The organism is Brevundimonas sp. Leaf280 (assembly GCF_001422455.1).
GTDB lineage: Bacteria > Pseudomonadota > Alphaproteobacteria > Caulobacterales > Caulobacteraceae > Brevundimonas.
Map to the genome: position 1 here is coordinate 44,100 of NZ_LMNC01000004.1, position 26,473 is coordinate 70,572.

At 64.1% G+C, this 26,473-nt stretch carries 23 protein-coding genes; 11 read left to right on the forward strand and 12 right to left on the reverse strand.

What is annotated here, in order from left to right; all coding sequences use genetic code 11:
* Position 1: 1 nt before the first annotated feature.
* Positions 2 to 982 carry a GDP-mannose 4,6-dehydratase gene (gmd, locus tag ASF31_RS08395; protein WP_055754235.1) on the reverse strand — a complete coding sequence of 327 codons (981 nt, stop codon included), beginning with the start codon at positions 980 to 982 and terminating at the stop codon, positions 2 to 4.
* A gap of 205 nt (positions 983 to 1,187) precedes the next feature.
* Here gmd and ASF31_RS08400 point away from each other — a divergent pair, with 205 nt between their 5' ends.
* The 8 genes from ASF31_RS08400 (at position 1,188) to ASF31_RS08440 (ending at position 10,000) form a co-directional block, all read left to right on the forward strand.
* Positions 1,188 to 2,315: a hypothetical protein gene (locus tag ASF31_RS08400; RefSeq protein ID WP_055754236.1), complete on the forward strand. Its 1,128-nt coding sequence runs from the start codon at positions 1,188 to 1,190 to the stop codon at positions 2,313 to 2,315.
* On the forward strand, positions 2,308 to 3,642 hold the full coding sequence (locus ASF31_RS08405) for a hypothetical protein (protein WP_055754237.1): 1,335 nt from the start codon (positions 2,308 to 2,310) through the stop codon (positions 3,640 to 3,642). The genes ASF31_RS08400 and ASF31_RS08405 overlap by 8 nt, the downstream gene beginning before the upstream one ends.
* Positions 3,639 to 4,946 (forward strand): glycosyltransferase, encoded by a 1,308-nt coding sequence (locus tag ASF31_RS08410; RefSeq protein ID WP_055754238.1) that lies wholly within the window; start codon positions 3,639 to 3,641, stop codon positions 4,944 to 4,946. The genes ASF31_RS08405 and ASF31_RS08410 overlap by 4 nt, the downstream gene beginning before the upstream one ends.
* A 149-nt stretch (positions 4,947 to 5,095) precedes the next feature.
* The gene (locus ASF31_RS08415) at positions 5,096 to 5,848 is read left to right on the forward strand and encodes an FkbM family methyltransferase (RefSeq protein WP_162233954.1); all 753 of its coding nucleotides are present in this window, start codon (positions 5,096 to 5,098) and stop codon (positions 5,846 to 5,848) included.
* A gap of 22 nt (positions 5,849 to 5,870) precedes the next feature.
* On the forward strand, positions 5,871 to 7,316 hold the full coding sequence (locus ASF31_RS14295) for a tetratricopeptide repeat protein (protein ID WP_082465088.1): 1,446 nt from the start codon (positions 5,871 to 5,873) through the stop codon (positions 7,314 to 7,316).
* Complete coding sequence (locus ASF31_RS08430) at positions 7,313 to 8,095, forward strand: ABC transporter permease (protein ID WP_235551293.1); 783 nt, start codon at positions 7,313 to 7,315, stop codon at positions 8,093 to 8,095. Before ASF31_RS14295 ends, ASF31_RS08430 begins: the two co-directional genes overlap by 4 nt.
* Positions 8,096 to 8,123: 28 nt before the next feature.
* On the forward strand, positions 8,124 to 9,293 hold the full coding sequence (locus ASF31_RS08435) for a Wzz/FepE/Etk N-terminal domain-containing protein (protein ID WP_055754242.1): 1,170 nt from the start codon (positions 8,124 to 8,126) through the stop codon (positions 9,291 to 9,293).
* Entirely contained in the window at positions 9,290 to 10,000 is a 711-nt protein-coding gene (locus tag ASF31_RS08440) for an ABC transporter ATP-binding protein (RefSeq protein WP_055754243.1), read from the forward strand. Before ASF31_RS08435 ends, ASF31_RS08440 begins: the two co-directional genes overlap by 4 nt.
* On the opposite strand, the gene ASF31_RS08445 is transcribed toward ASF31_RS08440, so the two are convergent.
* The 4 genes from ASF31_RS08445 to ASF31_RS08460 form a co-directional block, all read right to left on the reverse strand.
* A complete protein-coding gene (locus ASF31_RS08445) occupies positions 9,976 to 10,815 on the reverse strand; it encodes a hypothetical protein (RefSeq protein ID WP_055754244.1) in 840 nt (279 codons plus the stop codon). The two genes, ASF31_RS08440 and ASF31_RS08445, sit on opposite strands and share 25 nt — an antisense overlap.
* Positions 10,812 to 12,095 carry a glycosyltransferase family 1 protein gene (locus ASF31_RS08450; protein WP_055754245.1) on the reverse strand — a complete coding sequence of 428 codons (1,284 nt, stop codon included), beginning with the start codon at positions 12,093 to 12,095 and terminating at the stop codon, positions 10,812 to 10,814. Before ASF31_RS08450 ends, ASF31_RS08445 begins: the two co-directional genes overlap by 4 nt.
* Positions 12,096 to 12,141: 46 nt before the next feature.
* Positions 12,142 to 16,611, reverse strand: a complete 4,470-nt coding sequence (locus ASF31_RS14880; protein WP_304438839.1) for a M57 family metalloprotease — start codon at positions 16,609 to 16,611, stop codon at positions 12,142 to 12,144.
* Positions 16,612 to 16,697: 86 nt separating this feature from the next.
* Positions 16,698 to 17,462 (reverse strand): bifunctional 2-polyprenyl-6-hydroxyphenol methylase/3-demethylubiquinol 3-O-methyltransferase UbiG, encoded by a 765-nt coding sequence (locus ASF31_RS08460; protein ID WP_055754247.1) that lies wholly within the window; start codon positions 17,460 to 17,462, stop codon positions 16,698 to 16,700.
* A 135-nt stretch (positions 17,463 to 17,597) separates the two neighbouring features.
* On the opposite strand from ASF31_RS08460, the gene argB reads away from it, so the two are divergent.
* The 3 genes from argB to dapD are packed head-to-tail and all read left to right on the forward strand — an operon-like array spanning position 17,598 to position 20,049.
* Complete coding sequence (gene argB, locus ASF31_RS08465; protein ID WP_045810017.1) at positions 17,598 to 18,527, forward strand: acetylglutamate kinase; 930 nt, start codon at positions 17,598 to 17,600, stop codon at positions 18,525 to 18,527.
* Entirely contained in the window at positions 18,524 to 19,183 is a 660-nt protein-coding gene (locus ASF31_RS08470) for a pyrimidine 5'-nucleotidase (RefSeq protein WP_200918606.1), read from the forward strand. Before argB ends, ASF31_RS08470 begins: the two co-directional genes overlap by 4 nt.
* Positions 19,180 to 20,049 (forward strand): 2,3,4,5-tetrahydropyridine-2,6-dicarboxylate N-succinyltransferase, encoded by an 870-nt coding sequence (gene dapD / locus ASF31_RS08475; protein ID WP_039243810.1) that lies wholly within the window; start codon positions 19,180 to 19,182, stop codon positions 20,047 to 20,049. The genes ASF31_RS08470 and dapD overlap by 4 nt, the downstream gene beginning before the upstream one ends.
* Here the strand turns inward: dapD and ASF31_RS08480 are convergent, their stop codons facing one another.
* The 7 genes from ASF31_RS08480 to ASF31_RS08510 form a co-directional block, all read right to left on the reverse strand.
* Positions 20,050 to 21,351 carry a HAMP domain-containing sensor histidine kinase gene (locus ASF31_RS08480; RefSeq protein ID WP_162233955.1) on the reverse strand — a complete coding sequence of 434 codons (1,302 nt, stop codon included), beginning with the start codon at positions 21,349 to 21,351 and terminating at the stop codon, positions 20,050 to 20,052. It abuts the gene before it with no gap.
* A 188-nt stretch (positions 21,352 to 21,539) separates the two neighbouring features.
* Positions 21,540 to 22,040, reverse strand: a complete 501-nt coding sequence (locus ASF31_RS08485; protein ID WP_055754249.1) for a ferritin-like domain-containing protein — start codon at positions 22,038 to 22,040, stop codon at positions 21,540 to 21,542.
* A gap of 97 nt (positions 22,041 to 22,137) precedes the next feature.
* Entirely contained in the window at positions 22,138 to 24,066 is a 1,929-nt protein-coding gene (thrS, locus tag ASF31_RS08490) for a threonine--tRNA ligase (RefSeq protein WP_055754250.1), read from the reverse strand.
* Positions 24,067 to 24,069: 3 nt separating this feature from the next.
* The gene (gene yidD / locus ASF31_RS08495; RefSeq protein WP_055754251.1) at positions 24,070 to 24,300 is read right to left on the reverse strand and encodes a membrane protein insertion efficiency factor YidD; all 231 of its coding nucleotides are present in this window, start codon (positions 24,298 to 24,300) and stop codon (positions 24,070 to 24,072) included.
* A 95-nt stretch (positions 24,301 to 24,395) separates the two neighbouring features.
* A complete protein-coding gene (locus ASF31_RS08500) occupies positions 24,396 to 24,851 on the reverse strand; it encodes an iron-sulfur cluster assembly scaffold protein (protein WP_055754252.1) in 456 nt (151 codons plus the stop codon).
* Between the two features lie 56 nt (positions 24,852 to 24,907).
* A complete protein-coding gene (locus ASF31_RS08505; protein WP_055754463.1) occupies positions 24,908 to 25,567 on the reverse strand; it encodes an HAD-IA family hydrolase in 660 nt (219 codons plus the stop codon).
* A 42-nt stretch (positions 25,568 to 25,609) separates the two neighbouring features.
* Positions 25,610 to 26,446, reverse strand: a complete 837-nt coding sequence (locus ASF31_RS08510; protein ID WP_055754253.1) for a tetratricopeptide repeat protein — start codon at positions 26,444 to 26,446, stop codon at positions 25,610 to 25,612.
* Positions 26,447 to 26,473: the final 27 nt, after the last annotated feature.

The window sequence follows — 26,473 nt, forward strand, 5'->3', positions numbered from 1 at the left end:
CTTAACGGTGCTTCTGGGTCAACCGTGCGAGGTCGGCGTCCACCATCTCGCAGATCATGTCTTCCAGCGTGATCGTCGGCGTCCAACCCAGTTGGCGCTCGGCCTTGGCGGGATCGCCTAGAAGAATGTCGACCTCGGCCGGACGGAACAGGGCCTGATCGATGACCAAGTGGTCTTCGACGGACAGACCAGCGTGCTTGAAGGCGATGTCCACCATATGTTTGACGGTCCAGGTCTGGCCGGTCGCAACGACATAATCGTCGGCGGTTTCCTGCTGCAGCATCATCCACATGGCGCGGACGTAGTCCCGCGCGTGGCCCCAATCGCGCTTGGCCTCGATGTTGCCGAGACGCAATTCCTTGGCCAGACCCAGTTTGATCCGGGCGACGCCGTCGGTGACCTTGCGGGTGACGAACTCCTGTCCGCGCAGCGGGGACTCATGATTGAACAGAATGCCCGAGCTGGCGTGCATCCCGAAGCTCTCGCGGTAGTTCACCGTGATCCAGTGGCCGTATAGCTTGGCGACGGCATAGGGCGAACGCGGGTAGAAGGGCGTGGTCTCGCTCTGCTTCTCGTGCTGGATCAGCCCGAACATTTCCGACGAGGAGGCCTGATAGAAACGCGCTTCGCTCTTGAGCAGACGCAGGGCTTCCAGCACGTTCAGCACGCCGACGCCGGTGACGTTGGCGGTCAGGTGCGGCTGCTGCCAGGACGTGGCGACGAAGGACTGGGCCGCCAGGTTGTAGACCTCGTCCGGATCGACGTCGGCGACGATGCGCATCAGGCTAGACAGGTCGCCCAGATCGCCTTCCACCAGATTGATCCGGTCAAGGACGCCGAGCCACTCCAGGCGATCCAGATGCAGACCCCCGGAACTGGAACGCCGCGCCAAGCCCCAGACTTGATAGCCCTTGTCCAGAAGGAACTCGGCCAGATAGGCCCCGTCCTGACCCGTGATCCCGGTAATGAACGCTCTTGGCACGCAAGCCCTCCATGAAAGCGGGGACTTACTAGACGCTGACGAGCCCTACGCCAAGCGCAGGGTCGTCGAGATCGGCATTTGGCGTTGCTTTGATGGGGAGGGAAACGTATTCCGAACCTCTCATCTGTACGAGGTTCAACCCTTGAAAATCGCGATACTTCTCCCCGAACGTCCTGATCTGGGGTGGCGCTGGCGCGCAAAGGAGTTGGCCCGATCGCTGCGCCAGACAGGCGCGCCCGACGGCGACGAGATCACGGTCGCCATCGGTTTGCCTCGTGAACCCGAGGCGGACTGGCGTAGAAAAGAAGCCGAAATGCTGTCCGACGATGATGGCGTCGTTGTTCGCCACCTCGGCTGGGAGCGTGTCGAGCCCGCGATGGCGGAGCGGATGTTCCCGGATTTGAAAGCCAGTCTGGATGATATTCCCGACGTCGCGCTTCCTCGCGACTGGGGCTGGAACTTTGTGGACTGCGACGCCTGGATCGTCTGCGCGGACGCCGCCCAGGGCGCGGTCGCGCCTCTAAAGCCGGTCGCCTACTATGTCCGAGATCTGGCGCAGCGCTACGTACCGTCAGCATTCGCGTCAGGCCTCGATCACATATTCTGGCGGCGTCAGGATCACGCCTTCCGTCTGTGGCGTCAGGCCGAATGCGTCTTTTCCACCCAGGCGGCCACGAACGACGACATTTCCGGCTACGCCGGCGTACGCCGTGATCGCATCGTTCTCTCCCCTCAACTGACGCCGGCGTCGGGCGACGCCACCAAGCGTTCTGCAGGCTCGTCGATCGATCTGCTTTGGTTGGCCGAACCCTATGCGGGGCACGATCCGGCCGTCGCGCTGGAGGCCGTTCGGATCCTGAGATCGGAAGGCGAGGACGCCCGGATCACGGTTTGCGGCGAACAGGCCTATGGTTTCGATCCCGAGGACGGACAACTGACGCTGTTGGCGGCGCCGGCTCGCGCCCGCCGGGCGGCCGAATCGATCGCCTGCGAGACCGTCGCTGACGAGCGGGAACTGGCTCGCGTTCTGTCGCGCACGAAACTGGTCTGGTCGAGCGCCTTGGCGGATGGAGAGGCCGAAGGCGTGCTTCGGGCGGCCCAGGTCGGCGTCCCCTATGTCGGCCTGCGCTATCCGCAGGCGGAGCGGCTGGTTCAGGAGCTGGGCGTCACGGCCTTCTTCTACGACCGTTCGGAAGCCGGGCTGATCGCCGACGCCTTGAAACAGGCCTTATCGAACACAGCATCTGCCCCTACTTCGGGCTTGTCGCCGAAAGACGACACGCGTGACTGGTCTTCCGTGGTCGAGCGTCTTTGGAGGCGTCCCGGTGCGTGATGGAAATCGGACCTCTATCGGCGTCTGGAGCGAACTTCCTCCCGGCGCCCGGTGGGCCAACGAGGGCATTTCGCGCATCGTCGGCTTCCTCATCGAGGGTGGAGCGGAGACGGGCGATTACACCTTCCGGGTTCTGGTGCCGCGAGGCATGGCGGAAACGGTGCGCGACGACCTACGCACCCTGATCGCCAAGGAGAATGTGGACTGGATCGTCGACGAGCCGACCGCAGCTTTCGAGGCCGATTGGGTCAAGCAGAACGGCCCGATCTCCGGCAAGTCCGCCGTCGCCGCTTCTATGGCGGCCTATGCCAATACCCAGATCGATGTCGCCGGCTGGATAAACACCTTCCCCCATTTCACGGGCTCGCGCCTGTTGAACGGCCGCAAGGCTGTGCTTCTGCCGGACGCCATTCCCTACGACTTCCCTATTGGCTGGGATTACAATCACTACTGGGGCCCGCAAGGCGAGTGGGTTCAGTGGAAACAGATCGCCCGCGAAACGCTTTCGGACGGTCAGGCCGTGATCGCCCACTCCAAACATGTGGCGCGCCGTCATGGCGTGAAACTGCTGGGGCTGGACGAAAGCCTGATCCGGGTCGTGCCGCACGCCCCGCCGGACCTCGCGCCGATCCTTCCCTTCATCAAGGACCGCAAGAAGACGCCCGAGACCCTGCGCCTGGCAGCGAACATTCTGCGCGACTACGCCGCGACCAAGGGGCTGGACTATCTGCGCGCCTTCCCGTTCGAGGAAACACCCTTCGTCATGGTGGCGACCCAGGATCGGGTGACCAAGAACGTCGGGCGGGCGGCCGAGGTCGTGCGACGCCTCGTGCGCGACGAGCGCCGAAACCTGAAGCTGTTCACGACGGCGCCCCTGCATCACGGCGCGAACTGGACCCTGTTCCCCGGCCTGGTCGCGGATCATCAGATGCAGCACGACATCGTCTCGATGCCCGACGTGCCGCGCGACGTCCACGCGGCGCTCTTCCACTGCGCCTCCCTCACCATCCACCCGACCTTCTACGAAGGGATCGTCGGCACCCTGACCTTCTACGAGGCCGTCAGCGTCGGTACGCCCTGCATCATGGGCGTCGGCCCTCACGTCCGGGAACTGATGGAGACGGCGCCCGAGCTGGAACCCCTCACCTTCGATCCCTACGACATCTCGGCCATGCGCAAGCTCGTGCTGGAGGTGCTGAAGGATCCTGAGGCGGCGGTGAACCTTCAGCGGCCCGCTTATGAACGCCGCCGCAAGCGCGGCTGGGCGGCCGTGGCTCAGGCCTATGCCGACGCCGCCGCCGGTTTCGACGGGCCGGCCGCCGCATGAGCGCGCCCTCGAAACCGGCCAAGGCCGTCGCCCGCACTCCGGTCGGCGTCTGGACGGAATGGCCGGTCGGCGCACGTTGGGCCAACGAGGGGATGACCCGGCTTCTCGGCTTCATGATCGAGGGCGTGGCCAAGGGGAAGACCTATGTCTTCCACATCGTGCTGCCCGACGGCGTCCGCGCCGAAGCCCGCGAAGATCTGGCCGCGCTCCAGGCCGTCGAGGGCGTGGACTATGTGCTGCATTCTCCCCCGCCGGAGATGAAGCTCGCCGCCGACGATTTCGAAGGCCAAGCGCGATTCGCCAATGCGTCCGTCAAGGTCGACGGATGGATCGTGCTGTTCCCCTATTTCCGTCATGCCCTGCTTCTGGATGCGCCGGTCGCCACCATCTTCCCCGACGGCATACCCGTGGCCTTCCCAGTGCCAGACCCCGGCGCATGGGGCCCCAACGGCTATCACCTGAGATGGCGTCAGCAGGTCCAAGCCCTGCTCGACGGCTCGGATCGCGTCGTGACCTTCTCGAACCATGTCGCGGACGACCAGGCCGGGCGTCTGTTCGGCGTGCCCAGGGACAAGATTCACGTCGTACCCCACGCGCCGCCCAATCTGTCGCATCTGGCACCCTATGCCAAAAAGGGCACGACGGCGGCAAGTCGATCCATCGCCGCCGATCTGCTGCGATCTCACGCCCGTGAGCGCGGCTGGTCCCAGTTGGCGGACTTTCCTTTCGAGGAAGTGGACTACGTCGCCGTCTCGACCCAGGACCGCGTGACGAAGAACATTCGCCTGGTGGCTGAAGCGGTTCGCGGGCTGGTGCGAGACGAGCGCCGCAGTCTGAAGCTGTTCATGACGGCCCCGCTACATTTCGGCGCTACCTGGACGCCCCTGCCCAATCAACTGGAATACGACCAGATGGCGGGTGACGTCGTGTCCATGACCGACCTGCCGCGCGACGTGCATGCCGCCTTCTACCACTGCGCGGCGGTCACGGTGCATCCGTCCATTTTCGAAGGCGGGCTTGGGCCCTTCCCGTTCTATGAGGCGGTTAGTGTGGAAACGCCCTGCCTGATGGCGGATGGGCCACACCTGCGCGAACTTGTCGTCGATGAGCCGGGCCTGGCCGCGTTCGTCTTCGACCCGAACGACAGTCGCAAATTGCGCGATCTGATCCTCTCGACGCTGGAAAATCGCGATACGGTGCTCGCCGTGCAGAAAGCCTGTCTGGATCGGATCGCAACCTACGGCTGGAGCCAGGTTGCGGCGGCTTACTCCGAAGCGGCGATTTCAGGGGGGGTCGCACAATGACGACAGACGGCGCGCCTCTGGAAGCTCGACTTTTTCTGATCGAGAGCCGTCTCGCCAACCTGCAGGACATGGTGCTGTCGGGCCTTCAACGGCAGATCGTGCCGCTGGACGACGACTTCGTCGCCATCCGTCGTTCGGACGGCTGGGCCGTGGCTGGCGCCGAAGAGTTCCGCTCCATCCTGCACCTGGCAGACGGCGTCAGCGGTCATGAGCCCGGCGTGCAGGCGCTTCTCAAGCGTGCGGTCAAGCCGGGCCACGTAGTGGTGGATGTCGGGGCCCATATCGGCCTGATCGGCGTCGAAATGGCCCGACATGTGGGCGCTACCGGCCATGTTGTTCTCGTCGAGCCGAACCCTCGGTCGGCGGAAGCGGCGCGCCGAACCCTGATCTCGAACGGTTTCGGCGGTCGATTCAGCCTTCACGTCATGGCAAGCGGCGCAAAGACCGGGCGCGCCAGCTATTTCTTCGGCTCGAACAGCATGCTCGGCAGCCTGGCGGCTCAGGACGGACCGCAACTCGGAGCTCTGGAGGTTTCGGTCGCCCCCTTGGACGACATCGTGACGCCGGGACAGGTCGTTTCCCTGATCAAGATCGACGCCGAGGGTTGGGAAAACGAGGTTGCCAGGGGCATGTCTCGTGTCTGCCGCGAGTCTGCCGATATTATGGTCGTCGCCGAATTCGCCGCCTGTCATCTGGCTCGGACCGGCGTGTCGCCGCAGGATTGGTTCGACGACTTCGCTCGTCACGGCCTGTCGGACATCGCCTTGATCGACGACCACACGGGCGTCTTGTCCGCGTGCGATATCGCCGGACTGTTGGAGATGGAAACGGCGAACATTCTTCTCGCTCGGCCCGGAAGCCCTGCAAAAGCAGAGCTTTCCAAGGCTGTCGGCGAAGCGTAATAGCCTGATTTAGGTCTGCGGGATGGATATGGTCGACACGAACTCTGCCGCTGGCGCAAACCCGCTGGATACGATGCGTCGCGTGTCGGGGTCTCAGGCCGGGTCATCCATCGCCTTGGGTCAGATGGGCGAGCGCTTAGGTCTTCTCGAGGAGCGTCTTCAAGCGCTCGAAGCATTGGCGGTAAGCGCCGACGCTCATCAGACCACGACCCAGAAACATCTCGATGCCCTGGCGACCGCCGTCAAGGACAATGGGGAAGTGTCCCGAGAGGCACTGGTCCGCCTTGCGACCAACAGCGCTCAGGACATCCAGGCGTTGAACAGGGCCATCGAAGTCTTGGGCGCGCGGCAGGATAAGGCCTATGCCGGTCTGATTGATGCGCTTGATGCAGTCGCGCTGGAAATGACCGAGCAGGGCCGTGTGCGAAACGCTCTGCAAGACGAGCAGCGAAAAACAAGGATCGCCCAAAGGCGACGCCTCGAGGACATTGCACGCATTCAAGCCTTGAGCGCCGAACGCGACGCGTTGGAAATCGAACTGCAGGCGGCGGCCGCGCGTCATCGCAGGGCGCTGCGGGGGGCTCCGGCCGACTCCAAGCCCTCTGTTGCGCCGGTCGCCGCCTTTGTCGCCGGCCGTGTAGAAGCCCCCGCCGCTCCGGAAGACACAGCGCCTCCGCCGGCATTCGTCGCAAGCGCATCGACACCTAGGCAAGACGACGCCGCCTTGCTGACCGAGGCCCGCGAGGCGAAGTCGGCTCGCGACTGGCCTCGTGCACGCGACGCCTATGCAGCCTATGTCGCCGCAAAGCCGCGCAAGGCGTCCGGCTGGAAGCAATACGGCCACATGCTCAAGGAAAACGGCGAATTCGACGCCGCACGCGCCGCGTATTTCCGATCTCTCGCCCTGTCGCCGTCGGACGTCGATACCTGCCTGCATCTCGGCCACCTTCTGAAGAATACGGGCGATCGCGATCTGGCCGCCGAGATATTCAGAGCCGCACTGGCGATGGATCCCAGTTTCGGCCCGGCCAGAGACGGTCTTGGTGATCTCGGCTTTGCGATTCCGGAAGCCGGCCCGACGCGTCCGAAACCAGGCAAGTCCGGCACGAAACTGGCGCGCTGGTTCTACGGCAAACGATTGCGATCGGCGCAGTCGGCCTTTGCCGCACGAAAATGGGACGTGGCCGAAGGGCGCTATCGCGGCCTGCTTCAAGATCGTCCCTGGGATGTGCGCCTAATGATTCAGATCGGCCATGCCTTGAAAGAACAGGGCAAGATCGACGCGGCTGCGCAGATGTACCGGCGGGCATTGGACCAGGAGCCGCTAAACAGCGACGCGCATCTTCACCTCGGACATGCAGCCAAGCTCGCCGGCGACATCGAAGGCGCCCATGTTCATTATCGCCGTGCGCTGCGTTACTGGCCCCAGAATCCTGACGCGCTGTTCGAGCTGCGAGACGCGTCTTGATCGCGACCGACAACTCCTTCGGATCGCACATTCGGATCATCGGCGCCCTGATGATGCGCGAGACGGTCACACGTTACGGCCGTCAGGGACTGGGGTTGCTGTGGCTGATCGGCGAGCCGCTGCTGTTCTGCTTCGGCGTCATCATCATGTGGTCGCTGATCAAGCCGGCTTACGAACATGGTGTGCGGATCGCGCCTTTCATCATGACCGGCTATATGTGCTTGCTTCTGCTGCGGCATTTGGTCGGCGCGAACATGAACGCGCTCCAGGCCAACGGCGGTCTGCTTTACCATCGCCCTGTCAAGGTGATGCACCTGTATCTGTCGCGGTGCGGGCTGGAGATCGCAGGCAACACCATGGCCTTTTTCGTCGTTTATCTGGCGATGCTGGCGATCCGGCAGGTGGATCTGCCCCACGACCTTCTGCTCTTCTATTCCGGTTGGTTCCTCCTCGCCTTCATGGCATGCGGGATCAGTTTCGTCTTCGCCGGCCTGGCGCTGCGTTACGAGTTGTTCGAACGCGTTTCGCCAGTGCTTCAGTATGCGATGATTCCGCTATCCGGCGTTTTCACCATGATGGCCTGGCTGCCACAGCATTATCGCGACGTTCTGCTCAAGGTGCCGATCCCGCATACGGTGGAGATGGTTCGCGCGGGGATGTTCGGCGAGTTCACCCCTACCTATTACGACGCCGGATACGCCTTCGCCTGGGCGGTCGCCCTGAACTTTATCGGTCTGGTGCTTCTGGCGCGCGCCAAGCATCATCTGGAAATGGAATGAAGCGGCGCGACCGTTTCTGGAAATCGAAATGAACAAGCCAATCCTGAACTACCGTGGCGTCGGCGACTATGCCGAGAAGGCCGAAAAGACGCCGGCCTGGCGGCGGTTCTTCAAGAAAATCCCGCTGTCCTTCCTGATCGTGGTGGTCGCCCCCACGGTGCTGGTGGCCATCTATTATCTGCTGATCGCCTCGCCCCAATACACCTCGGAAGCTCGCTTCGTAGTCCGCTCAAAGGCGCAGGAGCAGCCGTCCAGCCTGGGTGTGGCCCTGCAGGGCGTCGGCCTATCCTCGAACCAGACGGATGCTTATGCGGTCCATGAGTATATCCGCTCGCGTAATGCGCTTGAGGATCTTCGCGGCAAGCTAGATGTGCGCGCCATCCTGGGCCGTCCAGGCGTCGATGCCCTGTCGCGTTATCCGCGTCCCTGGGAAGGACAGTCGTTTGACAGCCTTCATGAAGGACTGAAGCGCTTCGTGACTGTGGGGTACGACTCGTCCACCGGCCTTAGCACTCTTCGGGTCAGAGCTTTCCGACCGCAGGATTCTCAGGCTATGGCCGACGCGCTGCTCGACGGCGGAGAGCGACTGGTCAACCAGCTCAACACCCGTGCCGATGAAGGCGCGGTGCGCGACGCCCGTCGCGACGTGGCCGACGCAGAAGCCCGTCTGACCGCCGCCCAAGTGCGCCTGACGACCTTCAGAAACCGCGAAGGTCTACTCGACCCGGCTAAGGCGGCGGTCGAGAACATGGAGTTGATAGGCAATCTGCGCGGCACGGTCGCCAATCTGCGCGCAGAAAGATCGCAGCTGTCCTCCGAGGCGCCGCAGAGCCCTCAGCTGGCCGCACTCGACAGCCGTATCGCCGCCTTTGAACGACAGATCGCGGCCGAACAGGCCAAGATGGCGGGCGCTGCCGACTCGCTTGCGCCAAAGCTCGAAACCTACGAGGCTCTCGCCTTGGATCGCGAGTACGCCGACAAGGCGCTTGGGTCTGCCAGGGCGATGCTGGACCGTTCGGAATCGGAAGCCCGCAGCCAACGGCTTTATCTTGAGCGCGTCGTGCGTCCCAACTTGCCGACCGATTCGTCTCAACCAAAGCGGTTGCTGGCGATTCTGACGGTGTTCGCCAGTTTGCTGATACTGTACGGCACGGCCTTCCTAGTGGTCGCCGGCCTTCGAGAGCACAACCAGGGATGACGACGGTTCCCGTGCCAGAGCCAGTCCCTGCGCCTCAACCAGTGGCGCTAGATGTGCGCGGTCTCGGTAAGGCTTTTCCCGCCAGTCATGGCGCAGGAGACCGCTGGCTGTTTCGTGATCTCGACTTCGATTTGAAACGGGGCGACCGTCTAGCGATTCTCGGGCGTAACGGCCAAGGCAAATCGACCTTCATCAAGATTCTTGGTGGTGTGCTGCCGATGTCGGAAGGGGAGCTCAACTGGAAGGTTCGACCGTCCTGGCCCATCGGCTTCGGTGGCGGGTTTCAAGGCAGCCTAAGCGGCTTGGACAACATACGCTTCCTCTCGCGCGTGTATGCCGCCAACTACGATACGGTGCTGGAGCGCGTCGAGAGTTTTGCCGAACTCGGTCTGGCGCTGAAACAGCCGGTGAAACATTATTCGTCGGGCATGCGGGCGCGTCTGGCGTTCGGCCTTTCGCTGGCAATCGATTTCGACTGCTACCTGATCGACGAACTGATTGCGGTGGGCGACGCGCGTTTCGCCGCCAAATGCGCCGACGAGTTATTCACGCACCGCGCAGATCGCGCGTTCATCATGGCGTCCCATGACATGAACTCCGTCGCCAGTGTTTGTTCCAGCGCGCTGATTATTGAAAGCGGGCAGGTGAAGTTCTTCAACGACGTCGCCGAGGCCATCGATGTCTACAGCTGGCTGAGAGCCGCCTGAGGCCTTTCATTCGGCGTCCGGCCGATCTCGACCGAAATCAACCGCATCCTGCCGGCGAAGACGGCATGGGCGGCCGACACGCGAAACTCGGCGATGGCGGCGGCCTCCCAATTCCTATCCAAGGTGATATCGTACCGCCCCGCGCGGCCCAGCGACACTTCGTGACGCTCATGTCTCTCCAGATCGCCCCACTCGAAAGCCAGACTTTGAGCCGCTGCGGCCCGATCCACATCGAAGCCGATGGACAGCCGCCACGGCCCGGGAGGAAGGGTCATGTGCGGGCCCCAAGCTAAAACGTCGGGGCGGCCCGTCAGGTCGAAGGAGGCAAAGGCCTCGTCGGCAAGCAGCCGACGCTCGTTTAACCGCAACAGTTCGAAGTCAATTGGCGTCGCAGTAGCGGCGGCTCCGAATAATTCCAGCGCCTTAACCGGCCCGGTCGGGAGGCGACACAACGCCTGACCAGCCCGTAGAAGCGCATCTTCGGCGGACTTTACAGACCGCGAGCCGCCGCCGGCACCCATAACGCTGCAGGCCGCGCCCCTTTCGGCGCATCGCGAGAACAGCCGCGACAGGTCCCGCGTTTGGTTGGCGCGGAACTCAGGCGGCGCTTCAGACGTGTCTGTGAGGACGACAAGCCAGTCGCACACATCCATCGTCAGGGCTTCGTCCACCGACAGGCTGATCCGAACCGTCCTATCTGACGAATCCTTTTGAAACGTGCGGGCTTTAGAAAGCCATTCGTCGCTATCGGCCCCGGGCGTGACGAGAATGCCAACGCCACGCGACGAGTCAGTCGAGGGGGCGAGAGGCGTCATGAAAGTCCAAGCGTTTTGTAGGCCAGCCGCAACCGGTCCTGGTAGGCTTCAAGGGAAAACGCGTCGGCACGCTGGCGTCCAGCGGCCTCCAGGGCGACGCGCTTGTCGTCGTCGCTGTCCAGCGCGACGATCGCCGCGCGGATGGCCTCGATGCTGCGAGGATCGACCGTCAGGGCCGCCTCACCCGCGACCTCCGCCGTCGCCGAGACATTGGCGGTTATGACGGCGGTGCCGGCCATCATCGATTCGAGGATGGGCAGGCCGAACCCCTCGTAAAGGGATGGAAACAACGTCGCCTTCGCGCCACGGATCAGATTCTGCAAGAGCGCCGCCGGCAGGTAATCGATGCGCTTGACGCCGCTGGCGCTTTCCGAGGCATGGGACAGTAGGGCGAGATCTTCCTGCGCCAGCCAATCGCGTCCCGCCACGACCACCAGCGGCGTGGACACGCGGCTTTCCAGATAAGCCTGGATCAGACGGGAAACATTTTTCTTGGGCTCCACCGCCCCGAAGAAGAGGAAATAGCCCTTGAAATCCAAGCCGTGAAGCATCGCCAGTTCATTCGCCAGATCATCCGCCGACTTTTGCTCGCCGTTCGGCGGCGCGACGGCCTGATAAGTGGTGATCACCTTGCGTTCGTCGGCGCCGAGCATGGCGATGAGATCCTGCCGGGTCGTCTCGGAGACGGCCAGCAGAAGGTCGGCCCTGCGCACCACCGACGTCATCAGGTCATGATACCGCTTCTTGTCATCCAAGGTGGTGTGCGGCAGCTTCAGCGGGATCAGGTCGTGAACCGTATAAACATTGGCGGCGCGCCGGGCATATAGCGGCAGCGGCGTGGTCCAGTGCATGACGTCCGGGGCCTCATGACCGTCGTCAGATCTCTGGAAGCCCAAGGGCGTGAAAGTCCCATAAACGTTATGGGCGCGGTTGGCCGTGGAAAACAGATCGTGCGCCGCCCAATGTCGTCGGATCGGCAAGGCGTCGTCGCGTCCGATCACCATCCCACTCTTGGGCATGGGCCGGGCCGTACGTCCAAAGCGGGACAGGATCGTCGAAAGGGCTCTTGGAACCCCGGCTTTGCGACTCGACCGACGGGCATCCGTCAACGCGATCTCGTTAAGCAACGAGTTCGACGTCGGAGCGATGCTCGGGCCATGCAGAAGTTCGACCACTGCTCCAACGCCCGCGAGGGCTTCGGCCAGGTTCCTTCCGTAAGTGGCGATGCCCGACCCCTTCGCAAGCGAAAGGTTCCAGCCGTCGATACAGGCCCGAGCCATGCAACCTCTCCGCTTCCCCGCCGCCAAGCGCGATGGGAGACGGCTCTTACATCATCCAGTCGTCATCAGCGACATGCATCCACTCACGACTGAACGAAGGCAATAGATCGCCTTCAGGGGGAGACCTCGTCCAAGCGTCCGGCAGAGTAAAGATGTCATGACCCTTGCCACTGTCGAAATCCATCCAACCCGGCAATGTTTGCGCGTCAACATTCACCTTTGCCGAAGCCGACGGGTCGATGCGAACAATGTCGGTCGCCTTCAGGACTGAGCCGGGCTGCAACGTCGCGATCAGAGCGGGACCACCCGCTCCAGCGCCGTCGGGATCCCACAGCACGCGACCGGTCGCCGCGTCCCACAGGATTTGCGGCCCGCCGCCGGTCGCCGTCAGGCCGTTCACAAACCAATCGTTTCCGGTCAGTCCAAAGCTCCGGAACTCGAGCACGTCCTCGCCGGACTGGAAGTCGGCTATGAAGTCTCCGCCTTCCGCGGCTGCAAAGTATATGAAGGCGTCCCGGCCCGCGCCGCCGGTTAGGAAGTCGGCGCCTAGGCCGCCGGCGATCCGGTCGGATCCGGCTCCAGCGTCGATGACGTCGTCACCGCCGCGTCCCTCGATTACGTCGTCGCCGTCGCGGGCCAGGATGAAGTCTCGGCTCTGGGTGCCCAGCACATAGTCGGCGCTGTTTGAGGAAACGACGCGCTCGATGGAAACATATGTGTCGCCTGCGGCTTCGCCGGTATTGCGCCCCGAACTGATCATGTCGATCAGCAGCGTGCCGCCTGTGACCCCCTGATCGTACCAGACGGTGTCCAAGCCGTCGCCGCCATCGAAAGTGTCGGCGCCGCCGCGGCCAAGGAAGATGTCGTCACCGCCTCGGCCCAGCATGTAATCGGCGTTATCCGTGCCGCGAATGACGTCTGCATCATTGGATCCGACGACCCGTTCGATGGAGATATAACGGTCTCCGGTCGCCGCGCCGCCGTTCTGGGTCAGGCCGGCCAGATCGACCGTCGCCGCCGTATCGTACCAGACGGTGTCTATGCCTATGTCGCCATCAAACCAGTCGCCTCCACCGCGACCCTGGAAAATGTCGTCACCGGCTCTACCGAGGAAGTATTCAGTGGCGGCCGTTCCCCTCATGATATCGTTGCCCACTTCGGAGCCGTATATGCGCTCGATGGATTGATAGCGGTCGCCAGCGGCCGCGCCGCTGTTTGTGGTTGAATCCAGCAAATCGACCGTCGCCTGGGTGTTGTACCAGACAGTGTCGATGCCTTCGCCGCCGTCGAACCAGTCGCCGCCGCCGCGGCCTTCGAAGATGTCGTTGCCGTCACGTCCGACGAAGTAATCGGTGTTGCCGGTGCCACGCATGACGTCGTCGGCGTTGGACCCCACCACCCGTTCAATCGAAGTGTACCGATCCCCTGCCGCAGCGCCGCTGTTTGTCGATGACAAAACGAGATCAACGACAGCTTGCTGATCGTACCAGACGGTGTCGATGCCTGCCCCCCCGTCGAATACGTCACCGCCACCACGCCCCAAGAAGACGTCATTGCCCTCGCGTCCGACGAAATAGTCGGTTGCGGCGGTGCCGCGAATGATGTCGTCGCCAGTCGATCCCACGACCCGTTCGATGGAATTGTAGGTGTCTCCCACCGCTTCGCCCGTGTTCTGCGACGTGTTCAGAAGATCGACGACCAGAACCCCGCCGGCGGTGTTTTCGTACCAGGCGGTATCGATGCCGTTACCGCCGTTGAGTTGATCAGCTCCCACACCCCCAAATAGGATGTCATTACCGTCCAAGCCGTTCAGCACATCGTTGCCGCCTAGCCCCGACAGGACATCGTCCGACGCCGTGCCTGTGAGCGTGTCGGCGGCCGCCGTGCCGGACAGGTTGACGCCTGGGTCATTGAGCGAAATCGTCATGTCGTCGAACTGCAATCGCTCGACGTTGCTGAGGCGGTCCTCGCCGTCTGGACCCGTTACCGTGGTGACGCCGTTCGCCGTGGATATCGTATAGGCCGAGCGCGCGCCGATATAGACGGCGGTATCTAGGCCTGCTCCCCCATCAAGCGTGTCGTTTCCGCCACCGCCGTAAAGACGATCGTCTCCGTTGCCTCCCAACAAGGTGTCATTCGCTGAGTTGCCGTTCAGAATGTCGGCACCCTCGCCACCATCGAGCAAGCTTCCGGTCGCTACGCCGTTCGCGTAGCTGTGGCTGCTGACGGAGACGTGCATCGTGTATTGATTGCCGGACGGAGGGCTGGACGTCGCGAAACCTCCAACACCCGTTCCACTTGCGAACTGGCCTACCTGAATATAGTAGATGCCAGCCGCCTGAACTGTGATGTTGATGTATGAATTCTGGGATGAGCCCTCAGAATTCGAGGCCGGCGTATCGTCATTCTGAGCGATCTCGTTTCCGTTGGCGTCGAAGATTCGCACCGTCGAATCGAAGGAAGCGTTGTCGATGTCGACGCGCAGAATTGCTCCGGCCGCGAGTGTCACGCTGTAATATTCTAGTCCCCCATGGGTCTGTGCCAGTACGGTGGCGTGCGGCATGACGTTGTCCGGCACGCCGTCGCGCGTGACCAGATCGAAGCCGTCGTCCAGATTGACCGCAGACCCCGTGCCGGAGTTGGCAAGCGAACGCGCCTTGAAGATGTCGGAAGCATCGCTTACGCCGCCGCCGCCAGCGAAGAGTTGATCGTCGCCATCGCCGCCATAGAGACGATCTGCGCCGCCGCCACCACGAATGATGTTCGACCCGGCGTCGCCGCGAATGATGTCGTTCGCCGTCGTGCCGTTCACCTGTTCCACGCCGGACAGCCGATCGGTGTCAAACCCGCTGGTGACGACACCGGTCACGAGATTTGCGTTCAACCCCGACGAGGTCGTCGTGTAATCCGCCGTATCCCAACCCGCGCCGCCGATCAGAGTGTCGTCTCCTGTGCCGCCGATCAAAGTGTCGTCGCCATCCCCGCCGTCCAGCGTATCGTTACCAGATCCGCCGTTCAGGTAGTCAGCACCGCCGAATCCGTTCAGCACATCGTTGCCGCCTGCGCCGCCCAGGCTGTCCCCGAAGTTGGAGCCGTCAATCCGGTTGTCGGTCACGTCGCCCGTGACGGTCACTGGACCGTTGGGTGTCAGGGTGATGGTCTGGTCCGAGAACCTGAGAAGCTCGACGTTGCGAACCGTTGTCGTCGATCCATTGCCCGTGATCGTGCCGACCTGACCGTCCCAGTAAATCTGATAGGCGCTGCGCGGACCGGAGAATACGACGGTGTCCGCCCCCAGTCCGCCATCGATGGTGTCCGAGCCTCCGTTTCCAGTGATGACGTTATCGACCGCATTGCCGAAGATTGTGTCGGCCCCCGTGCCGCCGATGGCGTTCTCGATCACTGCGCCCAAGGCGATGGAAACGTTCCCTGTCAGGCCTACGACGCTCGAGAAATGTCCTTGGCGCAAGTCTATGGTCTGCGGCCCGGCATATCCGGAGAAGTCGAGCGTATCGACGCCGCCGGCGTCCCATACAGCGAAGATCATCCTGTCCTGGACGCCTGGCGCGTACCAGGCCAGGCCGGTGTTGGAGTTAAATCCATAGACGGTATCACCCGTGCGGGTGGTCATATTGGCGCCGTACAGACGTTGAGCGGCGGAAATATCGTCTAGCAGCGGGGCTGAGGAGTAGCTGCCGAGAAACGCACCACCGGTGTTTGTTTCAGAAAAGTAGCTCATCAGCGTGTACTGCCGAGAATCCTCGAAGTAGGTCGCGTCGTTCTGATAGGTGATCGAGACACCTTCACTTGCGTTGTAGTCCGCTGGGTGGCGTAAACCGAGCGCGTGGCCGATCTCGTGCGTCAGAACCTGCTGGCCGTAGCCAAGCATGGCTGGGTTGGCGTTGTAGCTGAAGGTTGAGTTTACCCACACGTCGCCGGAAACCGATCCCGTCGCCGGCGCGCCTGGGCCATAGGCGAATGCAGCTGCGCCGCTCTGGCCGCTGGAATAGTTGCCGAACAGGATCGAGGCGTTGTCGGAGTAACCTGCACCGTCGTCCACGCGCTGGAAGACGATGTTGGCGACATCCGACCAGGACCGTAGCGCCAGAAGGGTAGCGGCGATCTGAATGGCGGTGAACTGTGTGAAGCCCGCGGTGTCGGTCGGCATGGTCGTGACGCTGGCTCTGAAGGCGAACGTCACCGTTGCAGGTGTGCCTAGAGGTTGACCTGCCGTAACCCAAGACTGATTGCCACGGGTGATTTGAAGGCCTGCGTCCGTCGTGGACAGCGATGGCTTGCCATTCGGTCCAAAATTGCCGCGGTTGTCTATGTTGACGATGACGCCCTGATGACCATCGGTCGCGCCGTCCGAAACCAGTCGGCCGCAGCAGCCGCAGATCGCAAAGCCCGATACCATTCCGCCGGCCCCTGATCCGAAACTCCAACCGGACGAAGGACCGGAATGGCCGCTGTCGTCTACCGTATTGAAGACCCGGCTATTGAGCGTGGCAGGCATGATCCGGCATCCTCTCGATGTTATCGCGCCACCCTAGCGCGCTTCGACATCTTGGCAAGCGGAGCCGCATGCCGAGGTCCGGCCGCCTATACGGCCTCAAACACCGTGTTGATGTACTCGCCGTCTCGTTCTTTCGCGAGAATGCGAAAGCCCGCCCGCTGGGCAACGACGTCGACGCTTTCTTCAAGATAAAAGACGGTGTGGAAACGCGTGTCGAGATAGCGCTCGTCATAGCAGGGCGACGAATGCGACATCCGAGCGCCCGGCAGCAGCAGGGCCCTCATTTTGCGAAATTCGTCAACCGGGCGGATGAAATGTTCGATGGTGTTGTTCGAATAGATGCCCGCAAGGCCCGGCGCTACCTGGCCAAGATCGTTCACAATGAACTCCGAAGCCCCTCCCGGCGTCGGCTCGTAGCCCCAGACGTTCCAGCCTTCTGACCGCAGTTGCGCCAGCGATGACGACCACCAGCCGCAGCCCCAGTCCAGATAAACGGCGCCGGCGACGGGTTCGAGCGCATGGAAGGTTCGTGCGGTGTCCTCGGCCGTGTCGCCTTCCTGATAGGAGGCGTAGAGGATCTCGTATTCAGAGGAAAGCTCGGCCTCGCTCATGACGAGCATCTTCTCCGGCCCGAACAGGGCGCCGCATGACCGACACTGATGCCGAACCAACTCGCCGCCGCCGAACCGGCAGACGACATGCGACGCGCGCATCTTGTCGGTGCTGTCCGACGCGTCGCAGACGATGCAGCGAACTTCCCTGTTGCCAAGCCCGCGATAGTACAGATCCAAGGCGGCGTGTTTGCTGGCGACGATGTAGCGTTCCAAAATCGCGATGCGGTCGCTGCTCATGCAAACTCTCGGCCGAATTGAGGCGATCGGCCGTCGTGAACGGGCGGTTCGTCCAGTCTGCGCCGAAGCCGGTTTTCGTCCCTATCATGCTTCCCGCGTGACACCACCCCCGTCCCCCGCTATCTCGCGCGCGTGATGAACGAAACAGAACGCCAGTCGGAAGAACGCAGCTGGGAGACGGCGAAGACGCTCGCCGAGGCCTTGCCGTATATTCAGGTCTATGACCGCGAGACCGTGGTCATCAAATACGGCGGTCACGCCATGGGCGAGAGCGCCGTGGCGCGGCAGTTTGCGGCCGATGTGGTGCTGCTGAAGCTGATGGGCGTGAACCCGGTGGTGGTGCATGGCGGCGGGCCGCAGATCAGCGCCATGCTGGACAAGGCGGGGGTGAAATCCAGCTTCGTCGACGGGCTGCGGGTCACCGATCCGGCGACGATGGAGGTCGCCGAGATGGTGCTGTCGGGCGCGGTGAACAAAGAGATCGCCCACTGGATCACCATGGCCGGCAAGGAGGCGGACGTGCGCGGCGTCGGCCTGTCGGGCAAGGACGCCGGTTTGCTGACCGTCGAGAAGACGCGTCGGACGAAGCGCGATCCCGACAGCATGATCGAGCACGAGGTCGACCTGGGCTATGTCGGCGAGCCGACCAAGGTGGATCCCAAATTGATCGCCGGCCTGATCGCGTCCGAGACCGAAGACTGGGTCCCGGTCATCGCCCCGATCGGCGTGGCCGAGGACGGACAGACCTACAACGTCAACGCCGACACGGTGGCGGGCGCGGTCGCGGGGTCGCTGAACGCCAAGCGGATGCTGCTTTTGACCGACGTGCCGGGGGTGAAGGGCGCGGACGGCGACATCATCCGTCAGATGACGCTGGAAGAAGCGCAAAACCTGATCGACACGGGCGTGGCCACCGGCGGCATGATCCCCAAGCTGGAGACCGCGATGGCCGCCGTTCGCGCAGGCGTCGAAGCCGTGGTCATTCTGGACGGGCGTCGGCCGCACGCCATGCTGGTCGAGTTGTTCACCGAGTTCGGCGCCGGCACCCTGGTGAAGGCGTCTTGATCGACCTGTCGCATGTGCGCGCCTGGGTGTTCGACATGGACGACACCCTGTACCCGCGCGAGCAGGGTCTGATGCGGCTGGTCCAGGCGCGCATCAACGCCTTCGTGGTCGAGGCCGTCGGGCTGGAGCCCGAGGCCGCAGCCGCGATGCAGCGCCAGTTTCTGGACGAGCACGGCACGACCCTTGCCGGACTGATGGCTAACTATGCGGTCGATACCGAGCGGTTTTTGCGCGAGGTGCACGACGTGCCACTGGATGGCGTCGAACCCAACCCGCGTCTGGCCGAGCGGCTGAAGGCTCTGCCCGGTCGTTGCTATGTCTTCACCAATGGCGCGCGTGAATACGCCCACCGTGTACTGGACCGGATCGGCGTCGCTGACTGTTTCGAAGGCGTCTTCGCCATCGAGGATGGTGATCTGACGCCCAAGCCCAATCCTGCGACCTTCCGCCGGATGCTGGAGCAGTTCGGCATCGATCCGCACCGATCCGCCTTCTTCGAGGACACGCCCAAGAACCTCGAGCCGGCCAAGGCGCTGGGCATGGCGACGGTCCTGATCGGCGACGGCCATGGCAAGCCGATCGGGCCGCATATCGACCATGTGGCCCCCGACCTTTTCGACTTCCTCTCCGATCTGAGCTTCAAGGACGCCGCATGACCGATCTGTCGCATCTCGAATCCGTCGTCGAGGCCGCCTGGGAACAGCGCGCCGAGGTGTCCGCCGCCACGCATGGCGAGGTGCGCGACGCCGTTGAAACCGCCCTGGCCCTGCTGGATTCCGGGCAGGCGCGCGTCGCCTCGCGCGGCGCGGATGGCGTCTGGACCACGCATCAGTGGCTGAAGAAGGCGGTGCTGCTGTCCTTCCGCCTGAACGACAACCAGATCATGCGGGCGGGCGCGCCGTCCGTCATGCCGCTGTCGGTGGATCACCCCGTCGCCGTCGGTCCCTTCTGGGACAAGGTGCCCAACAAGTTCGGCGACTGGACCGCATCGGATTACCAATCGGCCGGCTTCCGCTCGGTGCCCGGCGCCATCGTCCGTCACGGCGCGCATATCGCCAGAAACGTGGTGCTGATGCCGTCGTTCGTGAACATCGGCGCCTTCGTCGACGAGGGCTCGATGGTCGATGCCTGGGCCACGGTCGGCTCCTGCGCCCAGATCGGCAAGAATGTGCACCTGTCGGGCGGCGCGGGCATCGGCGGCGTGCTGGAGCCGCTGCAGGCCAATCCGACCATCATCGAGGACGGCTGCTTCATCGGCGCACGCGCCGAGGTGGCCGAGGGCGTGATCGTGCGCGAGGGCGCGGTCCTGGCCATGGGCGTCTATCTGTCGGGTTCGACCAAGATTGTGGACCGGGCGACCGGCGAAGTGTTCCGGGGCGAGGTGCCGGCCTATTCAGTGGTCGTGCCGGGTTCGCTCCCGGATCCGAATGGCGGGCCGTCGCTGTATTGCGCCGTCATCGTCAAGCGTGTGGACGCGCAGACGCGGGCCAAGACCGGCGTCAACGAACTGCTGCGCGACTGATCAGGCGGCGGCGCGGACAGGCTGCATCGCAGGCGCGTCGAACGTCGCGTGGAGGGTGAAGGTCGATCCCTGGCCGGGGATCGACGTCACCGTGATCTCGCCGTCCATCAGGGCGGCCAGACGCTGACAGATGCTGAGGCCCAGGCCGGTGCCGCCGAACTTGCGGGTGGACGACCCGTCCACCTGAGAGAAGGGCTGGAACAGGCGCGTCAGATCGTCGGCGGCGATGCCGATGCCGGAATCGACCACACCAAGCCGCAAGGTCGTGCGGCCCTCGCCTGCCGGCTCGCTGTCGATAATCAGGCGAACCTCGCCCTGGGGCGTGAACTTGATGGCGTTGGCCAGCAGGTTATGCGTCACCTGCGCCAGGCGCAGCGGGTCCATTCTGAGAAGCGGCGGCAGCGGGCCGCGGATGTCGGTCGTGAAGGTCAGGCCGCGCGCTTCGGCCTGGGCCTTGAACGGGCCCGTCAGGCGGGCGGCGAGGGTCTCGGCTTCGACATCAACGAAGTCCAGTTCCATCTTGCCGGACTCGATCTTGGTGATGTCGAGGATGTCGTTCAGCAGCACCATAAGCCCTTCACCGGAGTCGCGGATGACCCCGACGAATTCTTTCTGGCGGTCGCTGAGCTCGGACATCTGCAACAGTTGCGCGGCCCCCAGAACCCCGTTCATCGGCGTGCGAAGCTCGTGTGAAATAACGCCCAAGAAGTTGGATTTGGCGGCGCTGGCGGCGTTGGCTGTGTCACGGGCGGTTTCCAACTCGGCGATCAGTTCGGCCTGGCGGCGGTTGACGGCTTCCAGATCGCTGTCCTTCATCTGGGTGATGGCCACCTTGATCAGCAAGGCCAGCGCCAGAACCGGGATCATGCTGACGACCACCCAAAAACCGGTCGTGCCCCACAGTTTCGCGAACAGCAGCACCACGACCACCGAATAGGGCGCTGATGCGATCAGGGCCTCACGGGGCGCGGCGCGCATCTGGGTGAAGACCAGAACGTATCCGGCCATCAGAAGGGCCACGCCCAGCGGCACGCCATAGGTGCCGCCGTAGAGGAAGGCGAGCAGCGGCGCCGCTGACCAGGCGATGCAGGAAATGGTGGCGGCCATCAGCTTGATCCGGCCGTGAAGCCCCTCATCCCGCAACACCAGCACACGTTCGGCGAACGTCCGCAGCAGGCCCGACGCGGTCGCTGCTGCAAACCACAACACTGCAGTCGCCAAATCGGTGACGGTGAACAAGGCGACCGCCCAACTGGCGATGATCAGATACCGCATATGACCGTCGGCAATCAGATGTTGCACCAATGAGCGATCTTGGCCGGGCGTGTGGTTCGTCATTGTCGGATCTCGGGGTTCGATGACGCATCGTCGCCCAGATCCGACTAAGAGACTATGAACGCTAAACTTTATGCGTGAAGTGTCCGGCGTCGGACACAGCGCGAAATGAGCGGAGAGGCAGGAAGCGGTCGTCAGCCGCCTCCCATCCCTGATCAGGCGGCCGTCTTAATGGCGTCCGCATTGACAGTCGCGTCGGCGATGCCAGTCAGGTTTTCGTCCGTCTGGGATTCCTCCTGAAGCGTCTCGTCCAGAAGAGCGACGGCGTCCTTCAAACCCAACACCAGAGCCCAGCGTTTCAGTGTGCCGTAGCGGGTGATCTCATAATGTTCGACCGCCTGGGCGGCGGCCAGCAGACCGGCGTCCAAAGCCGGGGTGTCCTTGTATTCTTCCATGATCTCGTCGCCTTCGGCCAGGATGCCCTCAATGGCGTCGCAGGTCTTGCCACGCGCGGGCTTGCCGATCAGCTCGAAGACCTGTTGCAGGCGTTCAATCTGGCCCTCGGTCTGACCCTTATGCTTCTCGAAGGCGGCCTTCAGCTCTGGCGACTGAGCCGCACGGGCCATCTTGGGCAGGGATTTCAGGATCTTGCGCTCAGCGTAATAGATGTCTTTGAGCGTGTCGTGGAACAGGGTGTCCAGGGTCTTGTCGGCCATGGTGAGGTCTCGCATCTGTGATGGAGCGCAGGCGCGCGCCCCATCACAAGCGATCCATCCCGTTAGTGTTCCTATGCGCGAATTCGCGCGCAGCGGATCAGCCGGCGCGCTTCAGATCCGGCGGGGTCGCCTCGTCGGTCAGGATGCGAATGGCGTCCTCGACGGTGACCAGGGTCTGGGCCTGCGAACCCAGGCGGCGGATGGCGACCATGCCCTCTTCCGCCTCCTTCCTGCCGACCACGGCGATGACCGGCACCTTGCCGACCGAGTGTTCACGCACCTTGTAGCCGACCTTTTCGTTGCGCAGGTCGATCTCGGTGCGCAGGCCTGCGGCCTTGAACTTGGCCATCACGTCGCGGGCGTAATCGTCGGCGTCCGAGGTGACGGTGGCCACCACGGCCTGGGTCGGGGCCAGCCACAGGGGGAAGGCGCCGGCGTAGTTCTCGATCATGATGCCGATGAACCGCTCGAAGCTGCCCAGGATCGCCCGGTGCAGCATGACCGGACGGTGCTTCTGGCCATCCTCGGCGATGTAGGTCGCATCGAGCCGTTCGGGCAGGACATAGTCCAGCTGGATCGTGCCGCAGGTCCATTCGCGGCCGATGGCGTCCTTGACGATGAAGTCCAGCTTGGGTGCATAGAAGGCGCCGTCGCCCTCGGTGACGACCGGCTCGGTCCCGGCGGCGCGGGCGGCCTCGGCCATCAGGGTCTCGGCCTTGTCCCAGAACTCGTCCGTGCCGGCGCGGTTCTCGGGCCGGGTGCCCAGGCTGATGTAGGCCGTCTCCATGCCGAGGTCGGCGTGAACGCTGCGGGCCAGTTTGATGAACTCAGCCGTCTCCTCGACGATCTGGTCCTCGCGGCAGAAGATGTGGGCGTCGTCCTGGGTGAAGCCGCGCACCCGCATCAGGCCGTGCAGCGAACCCGACGGCTCATAGCGGTGGCAGGCGCCGAACTCGGCCATGCGCAGCGGCAGTTCGCGATAGGACCGTTGGCCCTGGTCGAAGATCTGCACGTGGCCGGGGCAGTTCATCGGCTTGAGGCTCAGTTCCTCGCCCTCGACCGTCTCGCAGACGAACATGTTCGGACGATATTTGTCCCAGTGGCCGCTCTGCTCCCAGAACTTGCGGTCCAGCACCTGGGGCGTCTTGACCTCGACATAGCCCGCGGCGTCCAGGCGGCGGCGCATATAGGCCTCCAGCACGCGCCACAGGACCCAACCCTTGGGGTGCCAGAAGACCATGCCCCGGCCCTCTTCCTGCATGTGGAAGAGCTCCATGGCCTTGCCGACCTTGCGGTGGTCGCGCTTCTCGGCCTCTTCCAGACGCTGCAGATGGGCGTCCAGATCCTCCTTGGTCGCCCAGGCGGTGCCGTAGATGCGTTGCAGCTGCTCGCGCTTGGAGTCGCCTCGCCAATAGGCGCCGGCCAGCTTCGTCAGTTTGAACGCCTTGCCGACATGGCGTGTCGAGGGGAAGTGGGGGCCCCGGCACAGGTCGATCCAGTCGCCCTGCTTGTACAGGGTGATGGTCTCGGTTCCCGGCAGGTCGCGGATCAGCTCGGCCTTGAACTTTTCGCCGCGCGCCTCGAAGAATTGGATGGCGTCGTCCCGTTCCCAGACCTCGCGCTCAAACTTGGCGTCGCGATCCACGATCCGGCCCATCTCCTTTTCGATGGCGGCGAAGTCGTCGGTCGAGAAAGGCTCTTCCCGGTAGAAGTCGTAGTAGAAGCCGTCATCGATCGCCGGGCCGATCGTGACCTGGGTGCCGGGGAACAGGGTCTGGACCGCCTCGGCCAGGACGTGGGCGGTGTCGTGGCGGATCGTATAGAGGGCGGCGGGGTCATCGCGCATGATCAGGCGGAAGTCGCCGCCCGTCTCCAGCACCCGGCCCATGTCGCGTTGTTCGCCGTTCAGTTCGGCCAGCACGGCCTTCTTAGCCAGCGACGGCGAGATCGAGGTCGCGACGTCGCGCGCCGTCGAACCGGCCGGATATTGGCGCACCGCGCCGTCGGGGAATTTGAGGTCGATCATTTGTCAGTCTTTAACTGGCGGGACCGGGTCGTATCCCGATCCCCCGAAGGGATGGCATTTACAGAGCCTGCGCATGGTGAGCCACCCCCCCTTTACCGGGCCGTGCTGGATCAGGGCGTCGCGCCCGTAATCCGAACAGGTCGGCAGGAACCGGCACTGCTGGCCGATCAGGGGAGACAGCGTCAGCTTGTAGCCCCGATGGGCCGCGCGCACGCCGCGTTCATAGAGAGACATCACATCCCTTTGCCGGAGTTGGGTGGGGCCGGGGGCTTGAGAGGTTCGCCGCGCTTATCCCCTGTCATCGCAGGGGGATCAACCGGTCGTGCCTGTCAGGCCGCGCCGGCGAGACGCGTTCGGGCGGCGAGGGCATTGTTCACCGCCTCCAGCGTCGCCTCCAGCGAGACCAGGGTCGAGGCGTGGCGGGCGGGGTAGTCGGCGACCTGTTTCAGCAGGCGCAGATCCTCAAACCGGCCGACGGGGCCGTCGCCGCCGGATTTCAGCATGGCGATCATGGCGTCGCGGGCGTCCTTGAGATCATCGACCGACGCCCCGATCGCCGATTGACCCAGCACCCCGGCGGCGGCTTGGCCGAGGGCGCAGGCCTTCACGTCCTGGGCGAAGTCGGCGATGCGGCCTTGGTCGTCCAGCGTCACATCGACCGTTGCGCGCGACCCGCACAGTTTGGCTACCCGCTCGCCAGTGCCCTGCGGCGTGGGCAGACGGCCTGCATGCGGCAGGTTCGCCGCCAGCGACAGGATGCGCGCGCTGTAGAGGTCGTCGATCATGGGATGAAGATAGGCGCTCAATCCTCCCCCGTGAAGCGCGGCGTAATGGGGGAGGATTACAGCGTCAGGACGAGACGCCCCTCGGATCGGACTTCCAACGTGGCGTCCGCATAGTCCGCCAGAGTGGGATGATCCGTCTCCAGCGGATGGGTCCAGGCGGCGGTGACGACCAGCACGTCGGCGCCGGCCGCTTCGCCCGCCTTGATGCCGGCCTCGGCGTCCTCGAACACCAGGCAGTCGGCGATGTCGAAGCCCAGGGTCGCGGCGGCCTTCAGATAGCCGGCCGGGTCGGGCTTGCCGCGTTCGACGTCCTCGGCGGTGATCATGACGGCGGGCGGGGTCACGCCTGCGGCCCTCAGCCGAGCGCGCGCGAGGGGGATTGAAGCGGAGGTGACCACGGCCCAGCGGTCGGGCGGCAGGCGTTTGACGAAGTCGACGGCGCCGGGGATGGGGGCGACGCCGTCCACATCCTCGATCTCGCCACGTTCGACCCAGGCGACCTCGGCGTCCAGGTTGATATCGGGCAGGTTCTGACGACGAATGGTGTCGATGGCGCGCACGCCGTGGATGGTGGGGATGAAGGCGGCGGCATCCAGCCCGTGGCGCGCGGCCCAGCGGGTCCAGACGCGCTCGGCGGCCAGGGTCGAGGTGATCAGGGTGCCGTCCATGTCGAACAGGAAGGCCTGATAGGCGCGGGACGCAGGGAGGGCGGTCATGGCCTCATCCAACATGCGGGCGGTCAGACCGCAACGGGCGGATCAGCCGCCTTGCAGCGAATTCCAGGTGCGGGCGGTGTCGGTCGCGGGCGACGGACTTACCGCGCCGCCGCCGGACGTCGCCGCGCCGCCTGTGCTGCGCGAACGCAGCCATTGCAGGTTCTGCTCGGCCTGCTCGGGCGGCAGTTCGCGGCGCAGGATCTGTTCGGCCTCGCCCATCTTGCCTTGAAGGCCCAGCACCATGGCCAGGTTCTGGCGCACCTTGGCCGATGCGGTCGGCTGGGCCACGGCGCGACGCAGCAGGGTCTCGGCGCCCGGCGCATCGCCATGCGTCAGGGCGGCGGTGGCCGCATTGGTCAGGACGTCGGGGTTGTCGGGCGACAGGGCCAGGGCCTGGTTCCAGGCGGCGCGCGCGTCGTCGGTGCGACGCACCTGCTCATAGGCCACGCCCAGAAGGGAATAGGGGCGCCAATCGCGTGGCGCCAGGTCGCGCGCCTGCTCCAGCGGCGCCACGCCATAAAAGGCCTGGCCGCGCGCGATGTGGGCGCGGCCCAGCTCCAGCAGGGCGTCCAGATTGTTGGGCTGGATCGTCAGGGTCGCCTGCGCGGCCTCGGCCGCCTGATCGTAGCGGCCCAGCTCTCGCAGGGCCTGGGCCAGTTTCACGCCCGCCACGGCGTCGGTCGGATCGGCCTGCTGCTCCGAGGCCCAGAAGACCGAGCGCGACAGGGCGTCCATCCGGTCATAGGTGGCCCGCACCGCAGCGGACGACGGCGCGCGAGCCTGGGCTGCGGACGCCGCCGTCGGATCAGCCGCCAGCGCCGGCGCGCCGGACAGGGCGATCAGGGCGACGGTTGCGAGAAGGGCGGGCATGCGCGACATGGGTCAGGTCCAGACGGTCCTAGAGGT

Excerpts from the sequence above, each read along its gene's own strand:
- ASF31_RS08460 (WP_055754247.1), bottom strand. The coding sequence starts at position 17,462 with ATGAGCAGCGACCGCATCGCGATTTTGGAACGCTACATCGTCGCCAGC.
- ASF31_RS08500 (WP_055754252.1), bottom strand. The coding sequence starts at position 24,851 with ATGATCGACGACCTCTACAGCGCGCGCATCCTGTCGCTGGCGGCGAAC.
- yidD (WP_055754251.1), bottom strand. The coding sequence starts at position 24,300 with ATGTCTCTCTATGAACGCGGCGTGCGCGCGGCCCATCGGGGCTACAAG.
- ASF31_RS08445 (WP_055754244.1), bottom strand. The coding sequence starts at position 10,815 with ATGACGCCTCTCGCCCCCTCGACTGACTCGTCGCGTGGCGTTGGCATT.
- ASF31_RS08450 (WP_055754245.1), bottom strand. The coding sequence starts at position 12,095 with ATGGCTCGGGCCTGTATCGACGGCTGGAACCTTTCGCTTGCGAAGGGG.
- ASF31_RS08485 (WP_055754249.1), bottom strand. The coding sequence starts at position 22,040 with ATGGCCGACAAGACCCTGGACACCCTGTTCCACGACACGCTCAAAGAC.
- ASF31_RS08410 (WP_055754238.1), top strand. The coding sequence starts at position 3,639 with ATGAGCGCGCCCTCGAAACCGGCCAAGGCCGTCGCCCGCACTCCGGTC.
- thrS (WP_055754250.1), bottom strand. The coding sequence starts at position 24,066 with ATGATCGACCTCAAATTCCCCGACGGCGCGGTGCGCCAATATCCGGCC.
- ASF31_RS08440 (WP_055754243.1), top strand. The coding sequence starts at position 9,290 with ATGACGACGGTTCCCGTGCCAGAGCCAGTCCCTGCGCCTCAACCAGTG.
- ASF31_RS08510 (WP_055754253.1), bottom strand. The coding sequence starts at position 26,446 with ATGTCGCGCATGCCCGCCCTTCTCGCAACCGTCGCCCTGATCGCCCTG.
- argB (WP_045810017.1), top strand. The coding sequence starts at position 17,598 with ATGAACGAAACAGAACGCCAGTCGGAAGAACGCAGCTGGGAGACGGCG.
- ASF31_RS08505 (WP_055754463.1), bottom strand. The coding sequence starts at position 25,567 with ATGACCGCCCTCCCTGCGTCCCGCGCCTATCAGGCCTTCCTGTTCGAC.
- ASF31_RS14880 (WP_304438839.1), bottom strand. The coding sequence starts at position 16,611 with ATGCCTGCCACGCTCAATAGCCGGGTCTTCAATACGGTAGACGACAGC.
- dapD (WP_039243810.1), top strand. The coding sequence starts at position 19,180 with ATGACCGATCTGTCGCATCTCGAATCCGTCGTCGAGGCCGCCTGGGAA.
- ASF31_RS08435 (WP_055754242.1), top strand. The coding sequence starts at position 8,124 with ATGAACAAGCCAATCCTGAACTACCGTGGCGTCGGCGACTATGCCGAG.
- ASF31_RS14295 (WP_082465088.1), top strand. The coding sequence starts at position 5,871 with ATGGATATGGTCGACACGAACTCTGCCGCTGGCGCAAACCCGCTGGAT.